Annotated in this window: 19 protein-coding genes; 10 read left to right on the top strand and 9 right to left on the bottom strand. The window is 64.7% G+C overall.

Annotated features, from left to right (window positions below; translation table 11 throughout):
• Window positions 1-43: 43 nt before the first annotated feature.
• Window positions 44-1,942 (top strand): ATP-dependent zinc metalloprotease FtsH, encoded by a 1,899-nt coding sequence (gene ftsH, locus IB235_RS06550; RefSeq protein WP_155038808.1) that lies wholly within the window; start codon window positions 44-46, stop codon window positions 1,940-1,942.
• A gap of 63 nt (window positions 1,943-2,005) precedes the next feature.
• On the opposite strand, the gene IB235_RS06545 is transcribed toward ftsH, so the two are convergent.
• Entirely contained in the window at window positions 2,006-2,218 is a 213-nt protein-coding gene (locus tag IB235_RS06545; protein WP_192336107.1) for a hypothetical protein, read from the bottom strand.
• Between the two features lie 18 nt (window positions 2,219-2,236).
• Between IB235_RS06545 and IB235_RS06540 the strand changes: the two genes are divergently transcribed.
• Complete coding sequence (locus IB235_RS06540) at window positions 2,237-2,554, top strand: chorismate mutase (RefSeq protein WP_225612092.1); 318 nt, start codon at window positions 2,237-2,239, stop codon at window positions 2,552-2,554.
• 147 nt (window positions 2,555-2,701) lie between these two features.
• On the opposite strand, the gene IB235_RS06535 is transcribed toward IB235_RS06540, so the two are convergent.
• Genes IB235_RS06535 through ruvC form a run of 5 tightly spaced genes read right to left on the bottom strand, consistent with a single transcriptional unit; the run spans window position 2,702 to window position 6,222 of the window.
• Window positions 2,702-3,112 carry a PaaI family thioesterase gene (locus IB235_RS06535; protein ID WP_192336106.1) on the bottom strand — a complete coding sequence of 137 codons (411 nt, stop codon included), beginning with the start codon at window positions 3,110-3,112 and terminating at the stop codon, window positions 2,702-2,704.
• Window positions 3,105-4,130 (bottom strand): Holliday junction branch migration DNA helicase RuvB, encoded by a 1,026-nt coding sequence (gene ruvB / locus IB235_RS06530; protein ID WP_155038804.1) that lies wholly within the window; start codon window positions 4,128-4,130, stop codon window positions 3,105-3,107. Before ruvB ends, IB235_RS06535 begins: the two co-directional genes overlap by 8 nt.
• Window positions 4,127-5,038: a zinc metalloprotease HtpX gene (gene htpX, locus IB235_RS06525; protein ID WP_155038803.1), complete on the bottom strand. Its 912-nt coding sequence runs from the start codon at window positions 5,036-5,038 to the stop codon at window positions 4,127-4,129. Before htpX ends, ruvB begins: the two co-directional genes overlap by 4 nt.
• A gap of 4 nt (window positions 5,039-5,042) precedes the next feature.
• The gene (ruvA, locus tag IB235_RS06520) at window positions 5,043-5,717 is read right to left on the bottom strand and encodes a Holliday junction branch migration protein RuvA (protein ID WP_192336105.1); all 675 of its coding nucleotides are present in this window, start codon (window positions 5,715-5,717) and stop codon (window positions 5,043-5,045) included.
• A gap of 10 nt (window positions 5,718-5,727) precedes the next feature.
• Entirely contained in the window at window positions 5,728-6,222 is a 495-nt protein-coding gene (gene ruvC, locus IB235_RS06515) for a crossover junction endodeoxyribonuclease RuvC (protein WP_155038801.1), read from the bottom strand.
• Window positions 6,223-6,355: 133 nt separating this feature from the next.
• Here ruvC and IB235_RS06510 point away from each other — a divergent pair, with 133 nt between their 5' ends.
• The 7 genes from IB235_RS06510 (at window position 6,356) to IB235_RS06480 (ending at window position 12,962) form a co-directional block, all read left to right on the top strand.
• Window positions 6,356-9,199, top strand: coding sequence for a monovalent cation/H+ antiporter subunit A (locus IB235_RS06510; RefSeq protein WP_192336104.1), 2,844 nt, complete (start codon window positions 6,356-6,358; stop codon window positions 9,197-9,199).
• Window positions 9,199-9,570, top strand: a complete 372-nt coding sequence (locus tag IB235_RS06505) for a Na+/H+ antiporter subunit C (RefSeq protein WP_192336103.1) — start codon at window positions 9,199-9,201, stop codon at window positions 9,568-9,570. Before IB235_RS06510 ends, IB235_RS06505 begins: the two co-directional genes overlap by 1 nt.
• The gene (locus tag IB235_RS06500) at window positions 9,570-11,162 is read left to right on the top strand and encodes a monovalent cation/H+ antiporter subunit D (protein WP_155038798.1); all 1,593 of its coding nucleotides are present in this window, start codon (window positions 9,570-9,572) and stop codon (window positions 11,160-11,162) included. Before IB235_RS06505 ends, IB235_RS06500 begins: the two co-directional genes overlap by 1 nt.
• Window positions 11,159-11,650, top strand: a complete 492-nt coding sequence (locus IB235_RS06495) for a Na+/H+ antiporter subunit E (RefSeq protein ID WP_192336102.1) — start codon at window positions 11,159-11,161, stop codon at window positions 11,648-11,650. Before IB235_RS06500 ends, IB235_RS06495 begins: the two co-directional genes overlap by 4 nt.
• Window positions 11,647-11,916: a K+/H+ antiporter subunit F gene (locus tag IB235_RS06490; protein WP_155038796.1), complete on the top strand. Its 270-nt coding sequence runs from the start codon at window positions 11,647-11,649 to the stop codon at window positions 11,914-11,916. The genes IB235_RS06495 and IB235_RS06490 overlap by 4 nt, the downstream gene beginning before the upstream one ends.
• Before the next feature lie 16 nt (window positions 11,917-11,932).
• The gene (locus IB235_RS06485) at window positions 11,933-12,304 is read left to right on the top strand and encodes a Na+/H+ antiporter subunit G (RefSeq protein ID WP_155039222.1); all 372 of its coding nucleotides are present in this window, start codon (window positions 11,933-11,935) and stop codon (window positions 12,302-12,304) included.
• A 175-nt stretch (window positions 12,305-12,479) separates the two neighbouring features.
• Window positions 12,480-12,962: a CAP domain-containing protein gene (locus IB235_RS06480; protein ID WP_192336101.1), complete on the top strand. Its 483-nt coding sequence runs from the start codon at window positions 12,480-12,482 to the stop codon at window positions 12,960-12,962.
• A 49-nt stretch (window positions 12,963-13,011) separates the two neighbouring features.
• Here the strand turns inward: IB235_RS06480 and dapA are convergent, their stop codons facing one another.
• On the bottom strand, window positions 13,012-13,887 hold the full coding sequence (dapA, locus tag IB235_RS06475; protein ID WP_192336100.1) for a 4-hydroxy-tetrahydrodipicolinate synthase: 876 nt from the start codon (window positions 13,885-13,887) through the stop codon (window positions 13,012-13,014).
• Window positions 13,888-13,993: 106 nt separating this feature from the next.
• On the opposite strand from dapA, the gene IB235_RS06470 reads away from it, so the two are divergent.
• A complete protein-coding gene (locus tag IB235_RS06470; RefSeq protein WP_192336099.1) occupies window positions 13,994-16,150 on the top strand; it encodes a lytic transglycosylase domain-containing protein in 2,157 nt (718 codons plus the stop codon).
• On the opposite strand, the gene IB235_RS06465 is transcribed toward IB235_RS06470, so the two are convergent.
• Window positions 16,101-16,955, bottom strand: a complete 855-nt coding sequence (locus IB235_RS06465; protein WP_255524291.1) for a DMT family transporter — start codon at window positions 16,953-16,955, stop codon at window positions 16,101-16,103. The two genes, IB235_RS06470 and IB235_RS06465, sit on opposite strands and share 50 nt — an antisense overlap.
• 161 nt (window positions 16,956-17,116) lie before the next feature.
• A complete protein-coding gene (locus tag IB235_RS06460; protein ID WP_192336097.1) occupies window positions 17,117-17,905 on the bottom strand; it encodes an inositol monophosphatase family protein in 789 nt (262 codons plus the stop codon).
• Window positions 17,906-17,970: the final 65 nt, after the last annotated feature.

Raw genomic sequence — 17,970 nt, 5'->3', positions numbered from 1 at the left:
CTATTTTCAGGCCAAAGCCTGTCTACCCTTGGAGGATCTGCCTTTGGGCAACGCGCGCAATATCGCCTTCTGGGTGGTGCTGTTCCTGATGATTTTGGCGCTGTTCAATCTGTTCAGCGATGGTTCGTCGCAAATGAACAGCCGCCAGATCAGCTATTCTGACTTTATCCAGCGGGTTGATGAAGATCAGGTCTCGGCCGTCACTATCGACGGCGAGACAATCGGCATCACCGGCAAGGACGGAAAACAGTATTCCACTGTCCGTCCGCAGGGCGAGGAAATCGCCGACCGCCTGATCGGCAAGGGCGTCGAAGTCCGCGTCGAACGCCAGCAACAATCCGGCTTCATGTCGCTTCTGGGCGTCTGGCTGCCCTTCCTGCTGCTGATCGGCGTCTGGATTTTCTTCATGAACCGCATGCAGGGCGGTGGCAAAGGTGGCGCGATGGGCTTCGGCAAATCGCGGGCCAAGCTGCTGACCGAAAAACATGGCCGCGTGACGTTTGACGACGTGGCTGGCATCGACGAGGCCAAGGAAGAACTGGAAGAGATCGTCGAATTCCTGCGCAACCCGCAGAAATTCAGCCGCCTCGGTGGCAAGATCCCGAAAGGCGCGCTGCTGGTCGGCCCGCCCGGTACCGGTAAAACCCTGCTGGCCCGCGCCATTGCGGGTGAGGCCGGCGTGCCCTTCTTCACCATCTCGGGTTCCGATTTCGTGGAAATGTTTGTCGGTGTCGGCGCATCCCGCGTCCGCGACATGTTCGAGCAGGCCAAGAAATCCGCCCCCTGCATCGTCTTCATCGACGAGATCGACGCCGTGGGCCGCGCCCGTGGCGTGGGCATCGGCGGCGGCAATGATGAACGCGAACAGACCCTGAACCAGCTTCTGGTCGAAATGGACGGCTTTGACGCGAATGAAGGCGTCATCATCATCGCCGCCACCAACCGTAAGGACGTGCTGGACCCTGCGCTGCTGCGCCCCGGTCGCTTCGACCGCCAGATCTATGTCCCGAACCCCGACATCAAGGGCCGCGAGAAGATTCTTGGCGTGCATTCGCGCAAGGTCCCCGTCGGCCCCGATGTCGACCTGCGCATCATCGCGCGCGGCACGCCGGGCTTCTCGGGTGCGGATCTGATGAACCTCGTGAACGAGGCCGCGCTGATGGCCGCGCGTCTGGGCCGCCGCTTCGTCACGATGGAAGATTTCGAGAATGCCAAGGACAAGGTCATGCTGGGCGTCGAGCGTCGCAGCATGGTCCTGACGCCTGAACAGAAAGAAAAGACCGCCTACCACGAGGCCGGTCATGCCATCGTCGGGCTGAGCCTGCCGAAATGCGACCCGGTCTACAAGGCGACGATCATCCCCCGCGGCGGCGCGCTTGGCATGGTGGTCTCACTTCCCGAGGTGGACCGTCTGAACTTCCACAAGGACGAGGCCAAGCAGAAGCTGGCCATGACCATGGCGGGCAAGGCGGCCGAGATCATCAAATACGGCGAAGAGGGCGTCTCGAACGGTCCTGCGGGTGACATCCAGCAGGCCAGCCAATTGGCCCGCGCGATGGTCATGCGCTGGGGCATGTCGGACAAGGTCGGCAATATCGACTATGCCGAGGCGCATGAGGGCTATTCCGGCAATACCGGCGGTTTCTCGGTCTCGGCGGCGACCAAGGAACTGATCGAGCAGGAGGTCCATGACCTGATCGAGCAGGGCTATCAGGACGCTTACCGTATCCTGTCCGAAAAGACCGAGGAATTCGAGCGTATGGCCAAGGGGCTTCTGGAATATGAGACCCTGACCGGCGAGGATATCGGTAAGATCATCCGCGGCGAAGCCCTGGGCGGCGACGACGACACGCCCGGCTCGTCCATCCCTTCGGTGACCGCGATCCCGCGTGCGGGTAGCGCACCGGCAAGCGCCGAGCCGTCCCCGCAACCGCAAGGCTAAGGCGAGCTGTCCCTATCTCCCCCGGTCGTCACTGGCCGGGGGATTTCATTCGGTCGCGGCCCGTTATAGCCAGAGCAGCATCGCTGCCCCCAAGGCAAGACCAAAGCCGAAACCCAGATTGATGATCACACTTGCGGCCTTCATCGGTCTCTCCTTCCCGAACCGAGCGGCGCAGTTGTCGCCACCGGTCAAGGATTGACCCGGTTCCAGGGTGGGAAGTTCCGATCTCGGCAGAAAATCGCCGATGCCGTGACCGCCCGGCAACAGAAAGCCCATGAAGGAGCGGCACGACACATGCCCAGTCCCGAACCCACCCTATCGCCCCAGTCCCGGATGCACGATCTGCGTGCCCGGATCGACGCGCTGGACGCCCGCCTGATCGCGCTGCTGGCCGAACGGTCGTCGCTGATCGACGAGGCGGCCCGGATCAAATTGCAAGAAAACCTGCCCGCCCGGATCGACAGTCGGGTTGAGGAGGTTGCCGCGAATGCCCGCCGTTTTGCCGTCCAGGAAGGGCTGGACCCGGATCTGGCGGAACGCCTGTGGCGGCTGATGATGGAACATTTCATCGCGCAAGAGGATCGGGTCCTGTCCGACCCCCGGCGCGATTGAATCGTCTGCAGTAGTGGGGGCTTTGCCCCCGCGCGTGCCGCGCTCCCCCAGGATACTTGGACAAGAAAGAAGCGCGCAAAGCCGCCCCTTGTCATCTCTCTTGTCGAAATATCCCGGGGGTCAGGGGGCAGCGCCCCCGGCCTTCCTTCAGACCGGGATCATGGTTCCCTGCAGCATCGCGACATGCTTGCGGATATCGCCGGTCACCGCCCAGACATCGGCGGCGACCACCAGAATACGGCGACCGGGTCGAATGACGCGGCCTTCCGCAATCAGGTGATCACCGGTGGCGGGGGTCATCAGGTTGATCTTCATCTCGACCGTCATCACCTCGGCATCTTCAGGCATCAGCGACAGCGCGGAATAGCCCGCTGCGGAATCGCCGATGCTGAAGGCCAGTCCCGCATGGCCTGCGCCATGCTGCTGGAGCGAGGTCGGCAGGATCGGGGCGGTGATGGTGACTTTGCCCGGTTCGATCGCGGCCAGTGTCGCGCCCAGCGTCTGCATCATTGTCTGGCGCGCGAAGCTGGCCCGGATGCGGGTCGCAAGCTCAGTCATCAAACAGGCTGTCCTGCAGGCGTGGTGCGTCCAGACCCAGATGCCGCCAGCCCAGCCGCGCCAGCATCCGACCCCGCGGCGTGCGGCTGACCAGACCCTGCTGCATCAAGAAGGGCTCGATCACTTCCTCGATGGCATCGCGGCTTTCGGACAGGGCCGCCGACAGCGTTTCCACGCCGACCGGGCCGCCGCCGTAATGCTCGGCCATCAGGGTGAGGTAGCGGCGGTCAGCGCTGTCCAGACCGATATGATCGACGCCGAGGCGGGTCAGGGCGCTGTCCGCGATCTCGCGCGTCAGCCGGCCGTCGCCTTCGACCAAGGCAAAATCGATGACTCGGCGCAGCAGGCGACCGGCGATACGGGGGGTGCCGCGGGCGCGTTTCGCGATCTCGCGCGTGCCCGCGGGTTCTGACGGGATGCCCATCAGCCGCGCGCCGCGGGTGACGATCAGGTCCAATTCGTCGATCGTGTAGAATTGCAGGCGGGTCGGGATGCCGAAGCGGTCGCGCAGGGGCGTGGTCAGCAAGCCCAGCCGGGTTGTTGCGCCCACCAGGGTGAAAGGTTGCAGCTCGATCCGGACGGTGCGGGCAGCGGGACCCTCGCCGATGACCAGATCCAGTTCGAAATCCTCCATCGCGGGATAAAGGACCTCTTCGACTGCCGGGTTCATCCGGTGGATCTCGTCGATGAACAGCACGTCGCGGTTTTCAAGATTGGTCAGGATCGCCGCCAGATCACCGGCGCGGGCCAGAACCGGCCCCGAGGTCATCTTGAAGTTCACGCCCAGCTCGCGCGCCATGATCTGCGCCAGCGTTGTCTTGCCCAGACCGGGCGGGCCGTGGAAAAGTGTGTGATCCATCGCCTTGCCACGCATCCGGGCGCTTTCGATGAAGACGCGCAGATTGGCGCGCGCCTCGGCCTGACCGACGAAATCGGACAGCATCTGCGGACGCAGGGCGCGGTCCTCGCCATCGGTTTCCATCGGCTCGGGGCGCAGCATGGGATCGGGGTCGATCATTGGCTGCCCCACGGGCCGCTGTCGCGCCCGCCCGCAGAGGGGACGCGCGATGCGCTGTAACTGCCACCGGACATGGCCTGCAGTCGGGCGATGCGATCCTCGGTCGCGGGGTGGGTGGCGAACAGGCGGTCCATGCGCAGGGCATGCAGCGGATTGATGATGAACATGCTGGCCGAGGCCGGGTTCCTTTCCGCGGGGATGTTCACGACCTGACCCGCCGCGCGCGAGATTTTGGCCAAGGCTCCGGCCAGCGCCATCGGCTGGCCGCAGATCTCGGCGCCGATGCGGTCGGCCTCATATTCGCGGGTGCGCGAGATTGCCATCTGCACCAGACCCGCGGCCAAGGGTGCAAATATCATCGCCAGCAAGCCCGCAAGACCGCCGCCGCGCTGATCGTCGCGCCCGCCGAACATGCTGGAGAACATCAGCATGTTGCCCAGCATGGCGATGGCCCCGGCCATGGTCGCGGTGACGGTCATGGTCAGCGTGTCGCGATGCTTGATATGGGCCAGTTCATGGGCGATCACCCCGGCCAGCTCATCGCGGTTCAAGACCCGCATGATGCCCTGCGTCACCGCCACGGCGGCGTTTTCGGGATTGCGGCCGGTGGCGAAGGCATTGGGCTGGTCGGTGGCCAGTACATAGACCTTGGGCATGGGCAGGTTCGCACGTTGTGCCAGCGCCGCGACCATGTCGACCAGTTCCGGTGCATCCTGCCGCGTCACCAGCATCGCGCCCTGCTGGCGCAGCACGGCCTTGTCGCTGTTCCACCATGCCCAGAGGTTGCCCGCGCCCGCAAAGATCAGCGCGAAAACCGCACCGCCCTGTCCGCCGATCACATAGCCCATGCCCATGACCAGCGCGGTCAGAGCGGCCATCAGGACGAAGGTGCGCAGGTTTCCGGTCATCGTCTTACTCCTTGGGGGCAAGCAGCCTGAGGGCCGCCCGGATCAACGCGGCGGTCGGGGCACCGGGTTCCCGGCCCTGCGCCTCGGCCACGGCCCCGGCAGCCTCGGAAGGAGCATAGCCCAGATTGGACAGTGCCGACAGCGCATCCGCCGTCGCCTGCGCGTTGCCATCGACACGCGGGGCAGGGGTGGGCTTCTTGGTGCCGCCGGATTCGATCACCTCGGCCTCCGGCATCGGCCCCAGATCGACGCTGAGGCTGCCGCCAAGCGCCATGATCGCGGGGGCCTTGTCCTTGAGTTCCATGGTGATGCGCTGCGCGAGTTTTGGGCCGACGCCCGGTGCCTTGCGCAAGGCCGACCAGTCGCCAAGCGCCAGCGCGCGCGACAGACCCTCGGCGGAGAGCGTGCCCAGAATGGCCAGCGACACCTTGGCCCCGACCCCCTGAACCGAGGTCAGCAGCCGGTGCCATTCCTTCTCCAGCAGCGAGGGGAAGCCGAAAAGCTGCAGCAGATCCTCGCGCACCAGCAGTTCGGTATAAAGCGCGGTGGCCTGACCCGCCGGTGGCAGGCTGGCGGCGGTGCGTTCGCTGACATGGACGATATATCCCACGCCGCGCACGTCGATCAGCACATGGTCCTGTGCCCGGTGCAGGATGATCCCGGCGATGCGTCCGATCATGTGCTTTCCCTCATGTCTTGATCTTGATGCGCAGGGCGCGACCCTGCAAGTGATGCGCGTGACAGATCGCGATCGCCAGAGCATCCGCTGCGTCAGGCCCGGCCAGTTCGACCCCCGGCAGCATCAGGCGGACCATGTGCTGGATCTGCTCCTTGGCGGCATGACCGACGCCGACCACGGATTTCTTGACCGCGTTCGGGGCGTATTCGCCGATCTCGATGCCCGCCGCCGCCGGGGCCAGCAGGGCGATGCCGCGCGCCTGTCCCAGCTTCAGCGTGCCGACCGCGTCCTTGTTGACGAAGGTCTGCTCGACCGCGGCATTGGTAGGCTGATGTTCGGCGATGACTTCGCACAACCCGCGATACAGCACCGCCAGCCTTGGCCCCAGATCGCCTGCTTCGGAATGGACGATGCCATTGGCAATGTGGCGCAGGCGCGGCCCATCGACCGAGATCACGCCCCAGCCCATGTTTCGCAGTCCCGGATCGATGCCGATAATTCTCATGCCTGTCCCGATTTTTTCCCGTTGGTTAGCACGAAAGGGGAACATCGCCTAGCGTCAACTTCCCTAAACCCCGGTTCGGGTTGACATTCAGGGAATGGCTCGGGACATAGGATCGCCACTGGAAGGAGGAACCATGTCGCCCGCCTTGATTGCCGCTCTTCCCTTCATCGGCGCTTTGCTGCCGGGCCTGTTGATCCGATCCGGGCGGGATGTGGCGGCGATGGTTTGCGGAACGGCCACCTTTGTCGCGCTGCTGGGCCTGTGCCTGCATATCCCCGCGATCATGGCCGGCGAGGTCATTACCACCCGCATCGACTGGCTGCCCCAGCTGGGGCTGAACGCGAATTTCCGCATAGATGGGCTGGGGCTGCTGTTCGGCATCCTGATCCTTGGCATCGGCTTGCTGATCATCACCTATGCCCGCTTCTATCTGGCGCGGCATGAGCCGGTCGGCGTGTTCTATACCTATCTGATGCTGTTCCAGGGCGCGATGATGGGTATCGTGCTGTCCGACAACATCCTGCTTTTGCTGATCTTCTGGGAGCTGACCTCGCTGTCGTCCTTCCTGCTGATCGGCTATTGGAAGCACCTGCCCGAGGGACGGCAGGGCGCGCGAATGGCGCTGACCGTGACCGGCATGGGCGGTCTTGCGATGATCGCGGGCATGCTGATCCTTGGCAATATCGCGGGCAGCTACGACATCAGCGACATCCTGAACGCGCGCGAAGCTATCCAAGCCAGCCCGCTTTATCTGCCCGCGCTGCTGCTGATCCTGCTGGGGGCCTTCACGAAATCGGCGCAGTTCCCGTTCCATTTCTGGCTGCCACACGCCATGGCCGCGCCGACGCCGGTTTCGGCCTATCTGCATTCCGCGACCATGGTGAAGGCCGGGCTGTTCCTGATGGCGCGGCTGTGGCCGGTACTGTCGGGTACGCCGGAATGGTTCTATATCGTTGCGACCACCGGGCTGGTGACCATGGTGCTGGGCGCGTGGATCGGCTTTTTCCGCGACGACCTGAAATCGCTTCTGGCCTTTTCGACCGTCTCGCATCTGGGCCTGATCACCATGCTGCTGGGCTTCGGGACCGAGGCCGCGGCGGTGGCGGCGGTGTTCCACATCATCAACCACGCCACCTTCAAGGCCGCGCTGTTCATGACCGCGGGCATCATCGACCATGAGGCCGGGACACGCTCGATCAAGCGGCTGGGGGGCCTGCGCAAGCTGATGCCCATCACCTTCCTGATCGGCACCATCGCAGCCCTGTCGATGGCGGGCGTTCCGCCGCTGAACGGCTTCATCTCGAAGGAGATGATGCTGGAGGAAACCACCCATGCCGTCTGGCGCGGCAATGCCAATCTGGTCTGGGCGATGGCGACGGTGGGGGCGATCTTCTCGGTCGGATATTCGCTGCGCTTCGTCTGGCAGGTGTTCTTTGGTCCCGAACGGGACGACTATCCCCGCAAGCCGCATGATCCGGGCATCGGTCTGTGGATCGGGCCCGCGATCCTGACCGCGCTGGTGGTGCTGATCGGGCTGTTTCCGAACACATTCGCGGGCTGGCTGGTCGATGCCTCGGCGGCGGCTGTCACGGGCGGGCATCCGCACGCGCATCTGGCGCTGTGGCACGGGCTGAACATGGCGCTGAAGCTGTCGATCGTGGCGACATTGGGCGGTCTGCTGCTGTTGATCCTCAATCCGCGCATGCTGGCCATCCGCGATAGGGTCTGGCGGCCCGATGCAAAAGCCATGTTTGATGGCGTGACCCAGGCGGCGCTTTATCTGGCCTATCGGCTGACCGACCGCTTCACCAATGGGTCGATGGCGCGGGCCTTTGTCGCCTTCTCGATGACGGTGCTGCTATGCGGCCTCTGGGCCTTCTCGACCGGAGGTTATAGCGGCGCGACCCGGCCCATGCTGCCGATCCATGCGATTCCGCTGATCGGCTGGGTGCTGCTGATGATCGCCACCTGCTGCATGGTGGCCTTTCACCGCAACAGGCTGCTGGCGCTGGTGCTGGTGGGCATCATCGGGCTGATCGTCTCGGGGAGCTTTGTCTATCTGTCGGCCCCCGATCTGGCGCTGACCCAGATATCGGTCGAGGTGGTCACGGTCATCCTGCTGCTGCTGGCGCTGAACTTCCTGCCCAAGCGCACCGTGCTGGACAGCCGCGACGGCAAGCGCGGCTTTGACGCCTTCATCGCCACGCTGACCGGGCTGGGCTTTGGCGCATTGTCCTATGTGGTGATGCGCAGCGATTTCGCGCTGCCCTCGATCTCGGGCTACATGATCGAGAACAGCCACAAGCTGGGCGGCGGCGACAATGTCGTGAACGTCATTCTGGTCGACTTCCGCGGCTATGATACTTTTGGCGAGATCACGGTCCTGGGCATTGCCGCGCTGGCGATCTTTGCCCTGACCGAGACGCTGCTGCTGGGTGCAAGCGGGCGTCGCCTGCGCAATTGGGTCTATGACAGCCGCCGCGCCGGGGCGCGCCATCCGCTGCTGATGGTGGTCATCACCCGGCTGATCCTGCCGATCTCGCTGGTGGTCGGGGCCTATATCTTCCTGCGCGGCCACAACATGCCGGGCGGCGGCTTTGTCGCCGGGCTGATCGTGTCGATCGCGCTGGTGTCGCAATACATGGCCTCGGGCTTTGGCTGGGCGCAAAGCCGCAACCGGGTGCCCTATCATGCCATGATCGGCGCGGGCGTGCTGGCGGCGGGCGTGACCGGGATCGGGGCGTGGTTCGCGGGCTATCCGTTCCTGACCTCGACCTATGGCTATGTGAAGCTGCCGGGGATCGAGAAGTTCGAGCTGGCATCTGCCATGGGCTTTGACCTTGGCGTGTTCCTGTGTGTTGTCGGCGCGGTGATGCTGGCGCTGAATTCGCTGTCACGGATCGCGCGGCAGGCCGGAGAGACGGTCAATGCCGAGCCGATGGACATCAACCCCAGTCGTATCAAGGGAGGCCGCTGATGGAGCTTCTGCTGTCCAGCGCCATTGGGATGATGACCGCGGCGGGCATCTATCTGATCCTGCGCCGCCGCAGCTTTGCGGTGGTGCTGGGCACGACCATGCTGAGCTATGCCATCAACCTGTTCCTGTTCTCGACCGGGCGGCTGGTGATCAACCAGCCCCCGATCCTGCAGGAAGGGGTCACCAGCTATACCGATCCGATCCCGCAGGCGCTGGTGCTGACCGCCATCGTGATTTCCTTCGGGATGACGGCGGTGACGGTGATGATGGCGCTGGGGGCCTTCCTTGAGGGCGGCGACGACCGCGTCGACATGCCCCGCGCCGACCGAGAGCCGGGCGTCAGCCGCGGTGATGCCGGGGAAGGACGCTGATGAACCATATCCTGATCGCTCCCGTCGTTCTGCCGGCGGTCATGGGCGCGCTGATCATCCTGTGGATGCGCGCCGACCTGCTTCTGCAACGGGTGTTTTCCATCGCCGGGACCGCCGCCCTGCTGGGCGTGGCGCTGTATCTGAATTGGATGGCTTCCTCGGGCGAGGTCTATGTCTATCGCCTTGGCAATTGGGCCGCGCCCTTTGGCATCGTGCTGATGCTGGATCGGCTGGCGGCGATGATGGTGGCGCTGACCGCCGCTTTGGCGCTGGCGGTGCAGCTTTACGCCTTTGGTTCGGGCTGGGACCGCAAGGGCTGGCATTTCCATGCGCTGTGGCAGTTCCAGTTGATGGGCGTCTGCGGCGCCTTCCTGACCGGAGACGCCTTCAACCTTTTCGTCTTTTTCGAGATCCTGCTGATCGCCAGCTACGGGCTGATGATCCATGGCGGCGGCCCGATGCGACTGCGCGCGGGCGTGCAATACATCGCCTATAACCTTGCCGGATCGACCCTGTTTCTGGCCGCTTTGGGGGTGCTTTACGCCGTCACCGGCACGCTGAACATGGCCGACATGGCCGCCCGCGTCGCCGTCATGCCGGCCGAGGACACGGCGCTGCTGCGCACCGGCGCAGTGCTGCTGATGCTGGTCTTTGCGATCAAGGCCTCGCTGGTGCCGCTGCATTTCTGGCTGCCCTCGACCTATGCCAATGCGCCGGGTCCGGTCGCGGCGCTGTTCGCGGTGATGACCAAGGTCGGGGTCTATGCGATCCTGCGCTTCTACACGCTGATCTTTCCGCAGGACACGGTGATCGAGGGGGTGGTGATGGACCTGCTGCTACCCGCCGCCCTGTTCACACTGGCGATCGGGCAGATTGGCATTCTGGGCACGCGCAATCTGGGCCGTCTGGCAGCCTTTGCAGCGATTGGCTCGGTCGGCACGCTGATGATCGCGGTGTCGCAATTCACCCCGCAGGCGACCACGGCGGCGATCTATTACATTATCCACTCGACCCTTGCCGGGGCGGCGCTGTTTCTGGTCGTCGACATGGTCGGTGCCCGACGCGGAGACCTGTGGCTGCGTCTGGACGGGGTCATGCCGGGCAATGGGCTGATCGCGGCGCTGTTCTTTGCCACCGCCATTGCCGTGGTAGGCATGCCGCCGTTTTCGGGCTTCATCGGCAAGCTGCTGGTGCTGGACGCCACCCGCGATGCGGCGGCTGCTCCGTGGATCTGGGGTACGGTGATCCTGTCCTCGCTGGTGGCGATCTATGGCATGTCGCGGGCGGGCTCGCTGGTGTTCTGGAAGTCCTACGAGCTGCAAGAGGTACCGGTGCCCGTCGCCGCGCCCGCCGCGCCGCGCCGCGGTCCGATCCCGACCAAGCTGGAACCCGATGAGCATATTCAGGATCTGGGCGACGCAGCCTCGCCCGCGCTGGCGGCCAGCGCCGTGGGTCTGTTGCTGGCGGGGATCGTGGCGCTGACCATCTTTGCCGGGCCGGTGACGCGTTTTGCCGAGGCGACCGCCGATCAGCTGTACAACCCCTCAATCTACCTGCACGCGGTGCTTGAGGGGCAGGAGGGCACGAAATGATGCGCCGCCTGCTGCCACATCCCTATCTGTCGCTGGTCCTGATTGCGGTCTGGATGCTGCTGGTGAACCGCTGGGCCGTCGGATCGCTGGTCTTTGCGGTGATCCTTGGCGTGGTGATCCCGCTGATGACGGCGCCCTATTGGCCCGATACGGCCAAGCTGAAATCTCCGGGCCGGATTCCCGGCTATCTGGCGATCGTGCTGCATGACATCGTCAAGGCGAACTTCGACGTGGCCCGGATTGTGCTGTTCAAACCGCGCCGCGATCTGCAGCCTGCATGGATCGTCATTCCGCTGGAGCTGACCCAGCCCGAGGCAATCACCGCCTTGGCCTCGACCATCACGCTGACGCCCGGCACGCTGACCTGCGATCTGTCCGAGGACGGACAGGCGCTGCTGGTCCATTGCCTGCACGCGCCCGATCCCCAAGCCATCGTCGATGAGATCAAGGACCGTTACGAGGCCCGCTTGAAGGAGATCTTTGCATGATCGGTTACGCGCTGGCTTTCGCCTATGTCTGCTTTGGACTGGGGATGCTGTTCTGCCTGTATCGCGTGGTCCGCGCGCCCGGCATTGCCGACCGGGTGCTGGCGCTGGACACGATGACCATCAATGCCATCGCGCTTCTGGCGCTGTTCGGCATCGACAAGGGCACCGGCATGTATTTCGAGGCCTCGCTGCTGTTCGCGATGGTCGGCTTCATCTCGACCGTCGCTTACGGGAAATTCATCCTGCGCGGCGACATCATCGAATAAGGGGCAGCCAATGGAAATGATCGGGGAAATCGTCGTTTCGTTCCTGCTGGTGGTGGGCGGGATCTTTGGCTTTGTCGGCTCTTATGGGCTGGTGAAGCTGCCCGACCAGATGACGCGGCTGCATGCGCCGACGAAGTCGGCGACGTTGGGCGTGGGCGCGGTGCTGATCGGCTCGCTGGTGTGGTTTCCGACCCAACACGGGCAGGTCACGTGGCATGAACTGCTGATCACCCTGTTCCTGTTCCTGACCGCGCCGGTCACCGGCAATGTCATCGCCAAGGCCAACATGCATGTGAACTGGCGCGAGGAGGAAATTCCCAAGCCTTCGCCCGACACCTCATGGTCGACCTATGGCGATCCCATGCATGAGCCGCTGAACAAGGGCTGATCGTTTCACTTGCCGCCCTTAAGATTGTATTGATGCCGCGCGCCATAATTGGCGTCGCGGTTCAAGTTTTTTGCAGGATCTTATGAAGAAGTTCGCTTCAGTTGCGGTCATTTGCCTTGTTGCAGCCTGTTCCCAGCCGGGTGCGCCCAAACCGGACAATCCGATTGTCCCAAGCATGCCCAAGGGCATCGTGCGGACCGACGGGCATGGGGCGGTCAATGTCTCGGTCGCGGGTGACGCCCAGTGTCGGGCTTTGTCGGCCTCGGAAACCGGGATCGCCCTTGCGCAGACCAACGCGGTGCGTGCGCAGGCGGGGTTGTCGCCCTTGCGCGGGAACGCCAAGCTGCAAAAGGCGGCCCAGCAACAGGCCTGCGACATGGCCAGGCGCGGCCAGATGGATCATCGCGGGGCGACCTCGACCGGGCCGGGGATGCGGGTCAAGCAACTGGGCTACAAGCCCCGCATCACCGCTGAAAACATCGCGGCCGGGGCCAGTTCGATCTTTGACCTGAATGGCGCGCTGCGGGAATGGTCAAGCTCGGCCAAGCACCGCGAGAACATCGTGATTCCCCAGTTGCAGGATATGGGGATCGGACACGCGCTGTCCGCTGACGGGCGTTTCGCCTATTGGTCGGTGGTCTATTCCGCGCCGCGTTGAATGAAAAAGGCCGCCCTTGGGGCGGCCTTTGCGTTCCGGGGGCAGGGCCTCAGATCAGGCCCGCATGTTTGAGCGCGGCGTCGATCGCCACCTTGGTCGCCTCGGTCAGCCCGACCAGCGGCAGGCGTACACGGTCGCTGCACAGGCCCAGTTTCGACATCGCGTATTTCGCCCCGGCCACGCCCGGCTCAAGGAAGATCGCGACATGCAGCGGCATCAGCTTGTCCTGATATTCCAGCGCCTTGGCGAAATCGCCCGCCATCATCGCCTGCTGGAATTCCGAGCAGAGCCGCGGCGCGACGTTGGCCGTGACCGAGATGCAGCCAACGCCGCCATGGGCGTTGAAGCCAAGCGCGGTGTCGTCATTGCCGGACAGCTGGATGAAATCCGTGCCGCAGGTGATGCGCTGCTGGCTGACGCGCTCCAGCTTGCCGGTCGCGTCCTTCACGCCGATGATGCGCGGCAGCTTGGCCAGTTCGCCCATCGTTTCGGGGGTCATGTCGATGACCGAGCGGCCGGGGATGTTGTAGATGATGATCGGCAGGGCGCTGGCGTCATGCAGCGCGGTGTAATGCGCGATCAGGCCGGGTTGGGTCGGCTTGTTGTAATAGGGGGTCACGACCAGCGCGGCATCGGCGCCCGCGGCCTGCGCGTGCTGGATCAGACCAATCCCCTCACGCGTGGAATTGGACCCGGCACCGGCGATGACCGGGATGCGACCGGCGGCAAGGCGCACGACCTCTTCGACGACGGTGCGGTGTTCGTCATGGCTCAGGGTCGGGCTTTCGCCGGTGGTGCCGACGGGTACCAGCCCATGGCTGCCCTCGGCGATATGCCACTCGACCAGCTTCTTCAGCGCAGCGAGATCCAGTTCCCCCTCGGGGGTGAATGGCGTGACCAGCGCGGGCAGAGAGCCTTTGAACATGACAGTATCCTGAGTTTGAATCTTTGTTGGCCTTACATCCCGTGGCGGCGCTTGCCAAGGATGTGAGTTGCGCGACGGCAGGAAAGCCCGCAGTAATGGGGACATGATGTATCCTTTGCGCGACAGGGTTCTGGGGCCCTTGCTGGCCCTTTCGCTGGCCTTTGGCCTGCAACCTGCGCATGCCGAGGACGCCGGGGCGATTGCCAGCGCGCTGGCCGCGTCGGGCGCACGCGACTGGGCGGATGCCGAATCCTATGCCCGCAAATCCGGTCCGATGGCGCAGGCGCTGATCGAATGGCAGAAATTGCGGGCAGGGCAGGGGACTTGGCCGGAATATCTGGCCTTTGCCCGCGCGCATCGCGATTGGCCGGGGATGACGCTGCTGTATCGCCGGGGCGATGCGCTGCTGCGCCGGGATCTGCCCGCGACCGAGATCATCGACTGGTTCGGCCCGCGCCGCCCCGACACGGTGGCCGGGGCCAAGGCGCTGGTCACCGCGCTGCGCGAGACGGATGCCGCAGCGGCACAGGCGGAACTGGCGCGCTTCTGGACGACTCAGCCGCTGACCGACCCCGAATCCGACAATTTCGTCGCCATCTATGGCGCGGATCTGGTCGGATTGCACGACGCGCGCCTGTCCAGCCTGCTGGATCAGGGCGAATGGGAATCGGCCGAGATTGCCTTGCCGCTGGCGACGCCCGCCGCGCAGAATATCGGCCGGGCACGCATCGCGCTGCAATCCGGCAAGGCTGGGGTCGATGCGCTGATCCTTGTCCTGTCCGACGAACAGCGCGCCGATGCCGGGCTGGCGCTGGACCGTTTCCGCTGGCGGATGCGGGCGAAAATGCCGGATCTGGCGCGAGAGTTGATGCTGGAACGCTCGACCGATGCGCAGGCGCTGCGCGTCCCCGAGGATTGGGCCAAGGCCCGCGCCGATTTCGTACGCGAGGCGATGCGCGCAGGCGACTGGCCGCTGGCCGAGAAGCTGGCCGCCGGGAACTTCCTTCCCGAAGGCGGCGAGCCCTTCATCGATCTGGAATGGCTGGCCGGGTTCGCTGCGCTGAAACAGGGCGCAAGCGACCGCGCGCTTGGGCATTTCACCCGGCTGCAGGCGGGCGTCAGCAGCCCGATCTCGCTGTCGCGGGCGCTTTACTGGCAGGGCCGCGCGCATGAGGCCGCTGGCGACAAGGATGCCGCGCGCGGCGCCTATCTGCATGCCGCAAGCTGGCAGACCGCTTATTACGGCCAGCTGGCCGCCGAAAAGCTGCGCCAGCCGATGCAGCCCGCTTTAGCGGTTCCGGGTCTGGCCAATGACAGCCTGCCGGAATGGCGTGACAGCGATCTGCGGTACAATCCGGTCTGGCAGGCGGGCGTCTGGCTGATGGCGGCGGGCGATACCGATCAGGCGGCGCGCTTCTTCCTGCATCTGGCCGAGACCGCCGCGCCGGAGGATATCGGTCGCATGGCCCGGATGATGCTGGAAATGCACCATCCGTGGTATGCCTTGCGTCTGGCCAAGGCGGCCGCAGCCAAGGGTGTGATCTATCCTGCCGCCTATTTCCCGCTGACCGGGCTTGAGACCAAGCCGCTGGGCCTGCCGCCGGAACTGGTCATGTCGATTGCCCGCCGGGAAAGCGAATTCAACCACACGGTCTCGTCGCATGTCGGCGCGCAGGGGCTGATGCAGGTGATGCCCGGAACCGCCAAGGAAATGGCCCGCAAGCTGGGCGAGCCTTATGACGCGCCGCGTCTGTCCAAGGACGCCGCCTATAACGCGCGATTGGGGGCGGCCTATCTGGTTGGGTTGCGCGACCGCTTCGGTCCGTCAATTGCCTTGGTCAGCGCCGGCTACAATGCCGGGCCGGGGCGCTCGGCGCGCTGGATCAACGATTTCGGCGATCTGCGCCGCGCTGCCGACCCGATCGAGTGGGTCGAGATGATCCCCTTTGACGAAACCCGCAACTACGTCATGCGCGTGGCCGAGGCGCTGCCGGTCTACCGCGCGCGCATCATGGGCAAGCCCGCGCCCATCGTGCCCAGCTTTGACCTGAGCGGCGGGGGCATCATGCCGATCCCGCCGCAGCCTCCGATCCGTCTGGCCCTGTCGAAGCGTCCGCCAATGTCGGAGCGCGCGCTGATCCATTACGCGGCGGGCGGCGTGCTGGCCGAGGTGCTTGGCCCCGCCCCCGACATTCAGGAAGCCAAGGCTGCCGTCACCCCTGCCGAGCAGCCCGTTCCCGCTGGCGCGACCGCCACCAGGTGAACAGGCCCGCGCCGACGACGATCAGCCCGCCAAGGGCGACGTTGGGGGCCAGCGTCTCGCCAAAGATCAGCACGCCAAAGATGCTGACCCAGACCAGTTGGGTATAGGAAAACGGCTGCAGCGCCGAGGCCTCGGCCATCTCATAGGCCTTGATCAGCAGCATATGCCCGGCTGCCGCCCCAAGGCAGAGCAGCAACAGCCACGGCAGATCCCAAGCAGCAATAGGTTGCCATTCTCTCAGGCCGAAAGGCGTGATTGCGACGGCCCCCGCCACGGCAGTCCAGAAGAAGCTGACCATGGCCCCATCGTCGCGCGCGACCAGACGTGTGAGCAGCCCGTATAGTGCGAACATCACGGCGGCGAGGAAGGGCAGGGCGGCCTCGGTCGAAAACACCCCGCTGCCGGGTTTCAGCACGATCAGGATGCCGGTGAACCCCACGGCGACGGCGGCCCAGCGTCGCCAGCCCACCTTCTCGCCAAGGACTGGGCCGGACAGAGCCGAGATCAGCAGTGGATAGCAGGCAAAGATGGCATGGGTGTTGATCAGGCCCAGCCGGACAAAGGCCTCGACCGTGACCACGACCTCGAAGACCAGAAGCACACCGCGAAATATCTGCATTCCCGGTCGCTTTGAACGGATTGCGCCGCGAATTCCGCCCGGCGACCGGGCACAAAGCAGCAGCACGAAGCCGACAAAGAACCAGTAGCGCAGGGTGATGACGAAAATCGGCGAATAGGCTGCGCCAAGATAGCGCGACATGCCGTCCATCATGGCAAAGACAAGCGCGGCCGCGCAGATCATCATGATGGCTTTTCCCTGCCGATCCTCGCCCGGTGAAGGCTGATAAGAGGCGGTCGGGGAGTCTGGCGGGGCCAAGTGAGGCCCCGTCCGGTGGTTCTCAGTCATGGCGGGCTTTCCTCTGGTATGGAAGCCATGCGCCCGACCGGCGGAAAGGTCAACCGGGGTCAGTCCCGGCTGCGGATGATTTCCGCGAAGGGTTCGAACAGCTGGGCATTGCCCGCGATGATCGAGCCGGATTCGACCGGGTTGTCCTCGGAACGGATCGATTCGACGAAGCCGCCCGCTTCCTTGACCAGCAGGATGCCCGCAGCCACGTCCCAAGATTTGATCCCGCGTTCCCAGTAGCCGTCGAAGCGGCCCGAGGCGACATAGGCCAGATCAAGCGAGGCCGCACCCCAACGACGCACGCCGGCGGTCAGCGGCATCAGGCGGCTGAGGTCGCGGATGGACGCGGGCAGGCCGGGCTGACCCGCGAAGGGCACGCCGGTCGCAAAGATCGATTCGATCATGTGGCGGCGGCCCGACACGCGGATGCGGCGGTCGTTCAGGAAGGCGCCGTCGCCTTTTTCGGCGGTGTACATCTCGTCCTTGGCGGCGTCATAGACCACGGCGGCGACGATTTCGCCCTTGTGCTCCAGCGCGATGCTAACCGCCCAATGCGGCAGGCCGTGCAGGAAGTTGGTGGTCCCGTCCAGCGGGTCGACGATCCAGCGGCGGGTCGGGTCCTCGCCGGCATCAGTACCGGTTTCCTCGCCAACCCAGCCGTAGTTCGGGCGGGCGCCACGCAGTTCTTCCTTGATGATGCGCTCGGCCTCGCGGTCGGCGCGACTGACGAAGTCGCCTGCGCCTTTGACGCTGACCTGAAGGTTTTCGACCTCGCGGAAGTCCTTGACAAGGCTGCGGCCCGCCTTGCGCGCGGCCTTGATCATGATGTTGAGATTGGCGCTGGCCATTGCATTACCTTTTTTGGGATTGGCAGCCTATTAGACAAAGTGCCGGAAAAAGTGAAGCGATAGCG

It is taken from the genome of Paracoccus sp. PAR01 (assembly GCF_014851995.1).
Classification (GTDB): Bacteria; Pseudomonadota; Alphaproteobacteria; order Rhodobacterales; family Rhodobacteraceae; genus Paracoccus; species Paracoccus litorisediminis.
The sequence above is the reverse complement of the archived record's forward strand: the minus strand, read 5'-3'. Positions and strand labels throughout refer to the sequence as shown.

What these genes read in the sequence shown, in the direction of transcription:
- IB235_RS06460 (WP_192336097.1), bottom strand. Translation starts at nt 17,905, where the DNA reads ATGGCCAGCGCCAATCTCAACATCATGATCAAGGCCGCGCGCAAGGCG.
- ruvB (WP_155038804.1), bottom strand. Translation starts at nt 4,130, where the DNA reads ATGATCGACCCCGATCCCATGCTGCGCCCCGAGCCGATGGAAACCGAT.
- IB235_RS06540 (WP_225612092.1), top strand. Translation starts at nt 2,237, where the DNA reads ATGCCCAGTCCCGAACCCACCCTATCGCCCCAGTCCCGGATGCACGAT.
- IB235_RS06470 (WP_192336099.1), top strand. Translation starts at nt 13,994, where the DNA reads ATGTATCCTTTGCGCGACAGGGTTCTGGGGCCCTTGCTGGCCCTTTCG.
- htpX (WP_155038803.1), bottom strand. Translation starts at nt 5,038, where the DNA reads ATGACCGGAAACCTGCGCACCTTCGTCCTGATGGCCGCTCTGACCGCG.
- IB235_RS06500 (WP_155038798.1), top strand. Translation starts at nt 9,570, where the DNA reads ATGAACCATATCCTGATCGCTCCCGTCGTTCTGCCGGCGGTCATGGGC.
- IB235_RS06510 (WP_192336104.1), top strand. Translation starts at nt 6,356, where the DNA reads ATGTCGCCCGCCTTGATTGCCGCTCTTCCCTTCATCGGCGCTTTGCTG.
- IB235_RS06480 (WP_192336101.1), top strand. Translation starts at nt 12,480, where the DNA reads ATGCCCAAGGGCATCGTGCGGACCGACGGGCATGGGGCGGTCAATGTC.
- dapA (WP_192336100.1), bottom strand. Translation starts at nt 13,887, where the DNA reads ATGTTCAAAGGCTCTCTGCCCGCGCTGGTCACGCCATTCACCCCCGAG.
- IB235_RS06535 (WP_192336106.1), bottom strand. Translation starts at nt 3,112, where the DNA reads ATGACTGAGCTTGCGACCCGCATCCGGGCCAGCTTCGCGCGCCAGACA.
- IB235_RS06485 (WP_155039222.1), top strand. Translation starts at nt 11,933, where the DNA reads ATGATCGGGGAAATCGTCGTTTCGTTCCTGCTGGTGGTGGGCGGGATC.
- IB235_RS06505 (WP_192336103.1), top strand. Translation starts at nt 9,199, where the DNA reads ATGGAGCTTCTGCTGTCCAGCGCCATTGGGATGATGACCGCGGCGGGC.
- IB235_RS06465 (WP_255524291.1), bottom strand. Translation starts at nt 16,955, where the DNA reads ATGATGATCTGCGCGGCCGCGCTTGTCTTTGCCATGATGGACGGCATG.
- ruvA (WP_192336105.1), bottom strand. Translation starts at nt 5,717, where the DNA reads ATGATCGGACGCATCGCCGGGATCATCCTGCACCGGGCACAGGACCAT.
- IB235_RS06490 (WP_155038796.1), top strand. Translation starts at nt 11,647, where the DNA reads ATGATCGGTTACGCGCTGGCTTTCGCCTATGTCTGCTTTGGACTGGGG.
- IB235_RS06545 (WP_192336107.1), bottom strand. Translation starts at nt 2,218, where the DNA reads ATGGGCTTTCTGTTGCCGGGCGGTCACGGCATCGGCGATTTTCTGCCG.
- IB235_RS06495 (WP_192336102.1), top strand. Translation starts at nt 11,159, where the DNA reads ATGATGCGCCGCCTGCTGCCACATCCCTATCTGTCGCTGGTCCTGATT.
- ruvC (WP_155038801.1), bottom strand. Translation starts at nt 6,222, where the DNA reads ATGAGAATTATCGGCATCGATCCGGGACTGCGAAACATGGGCTGGGGC.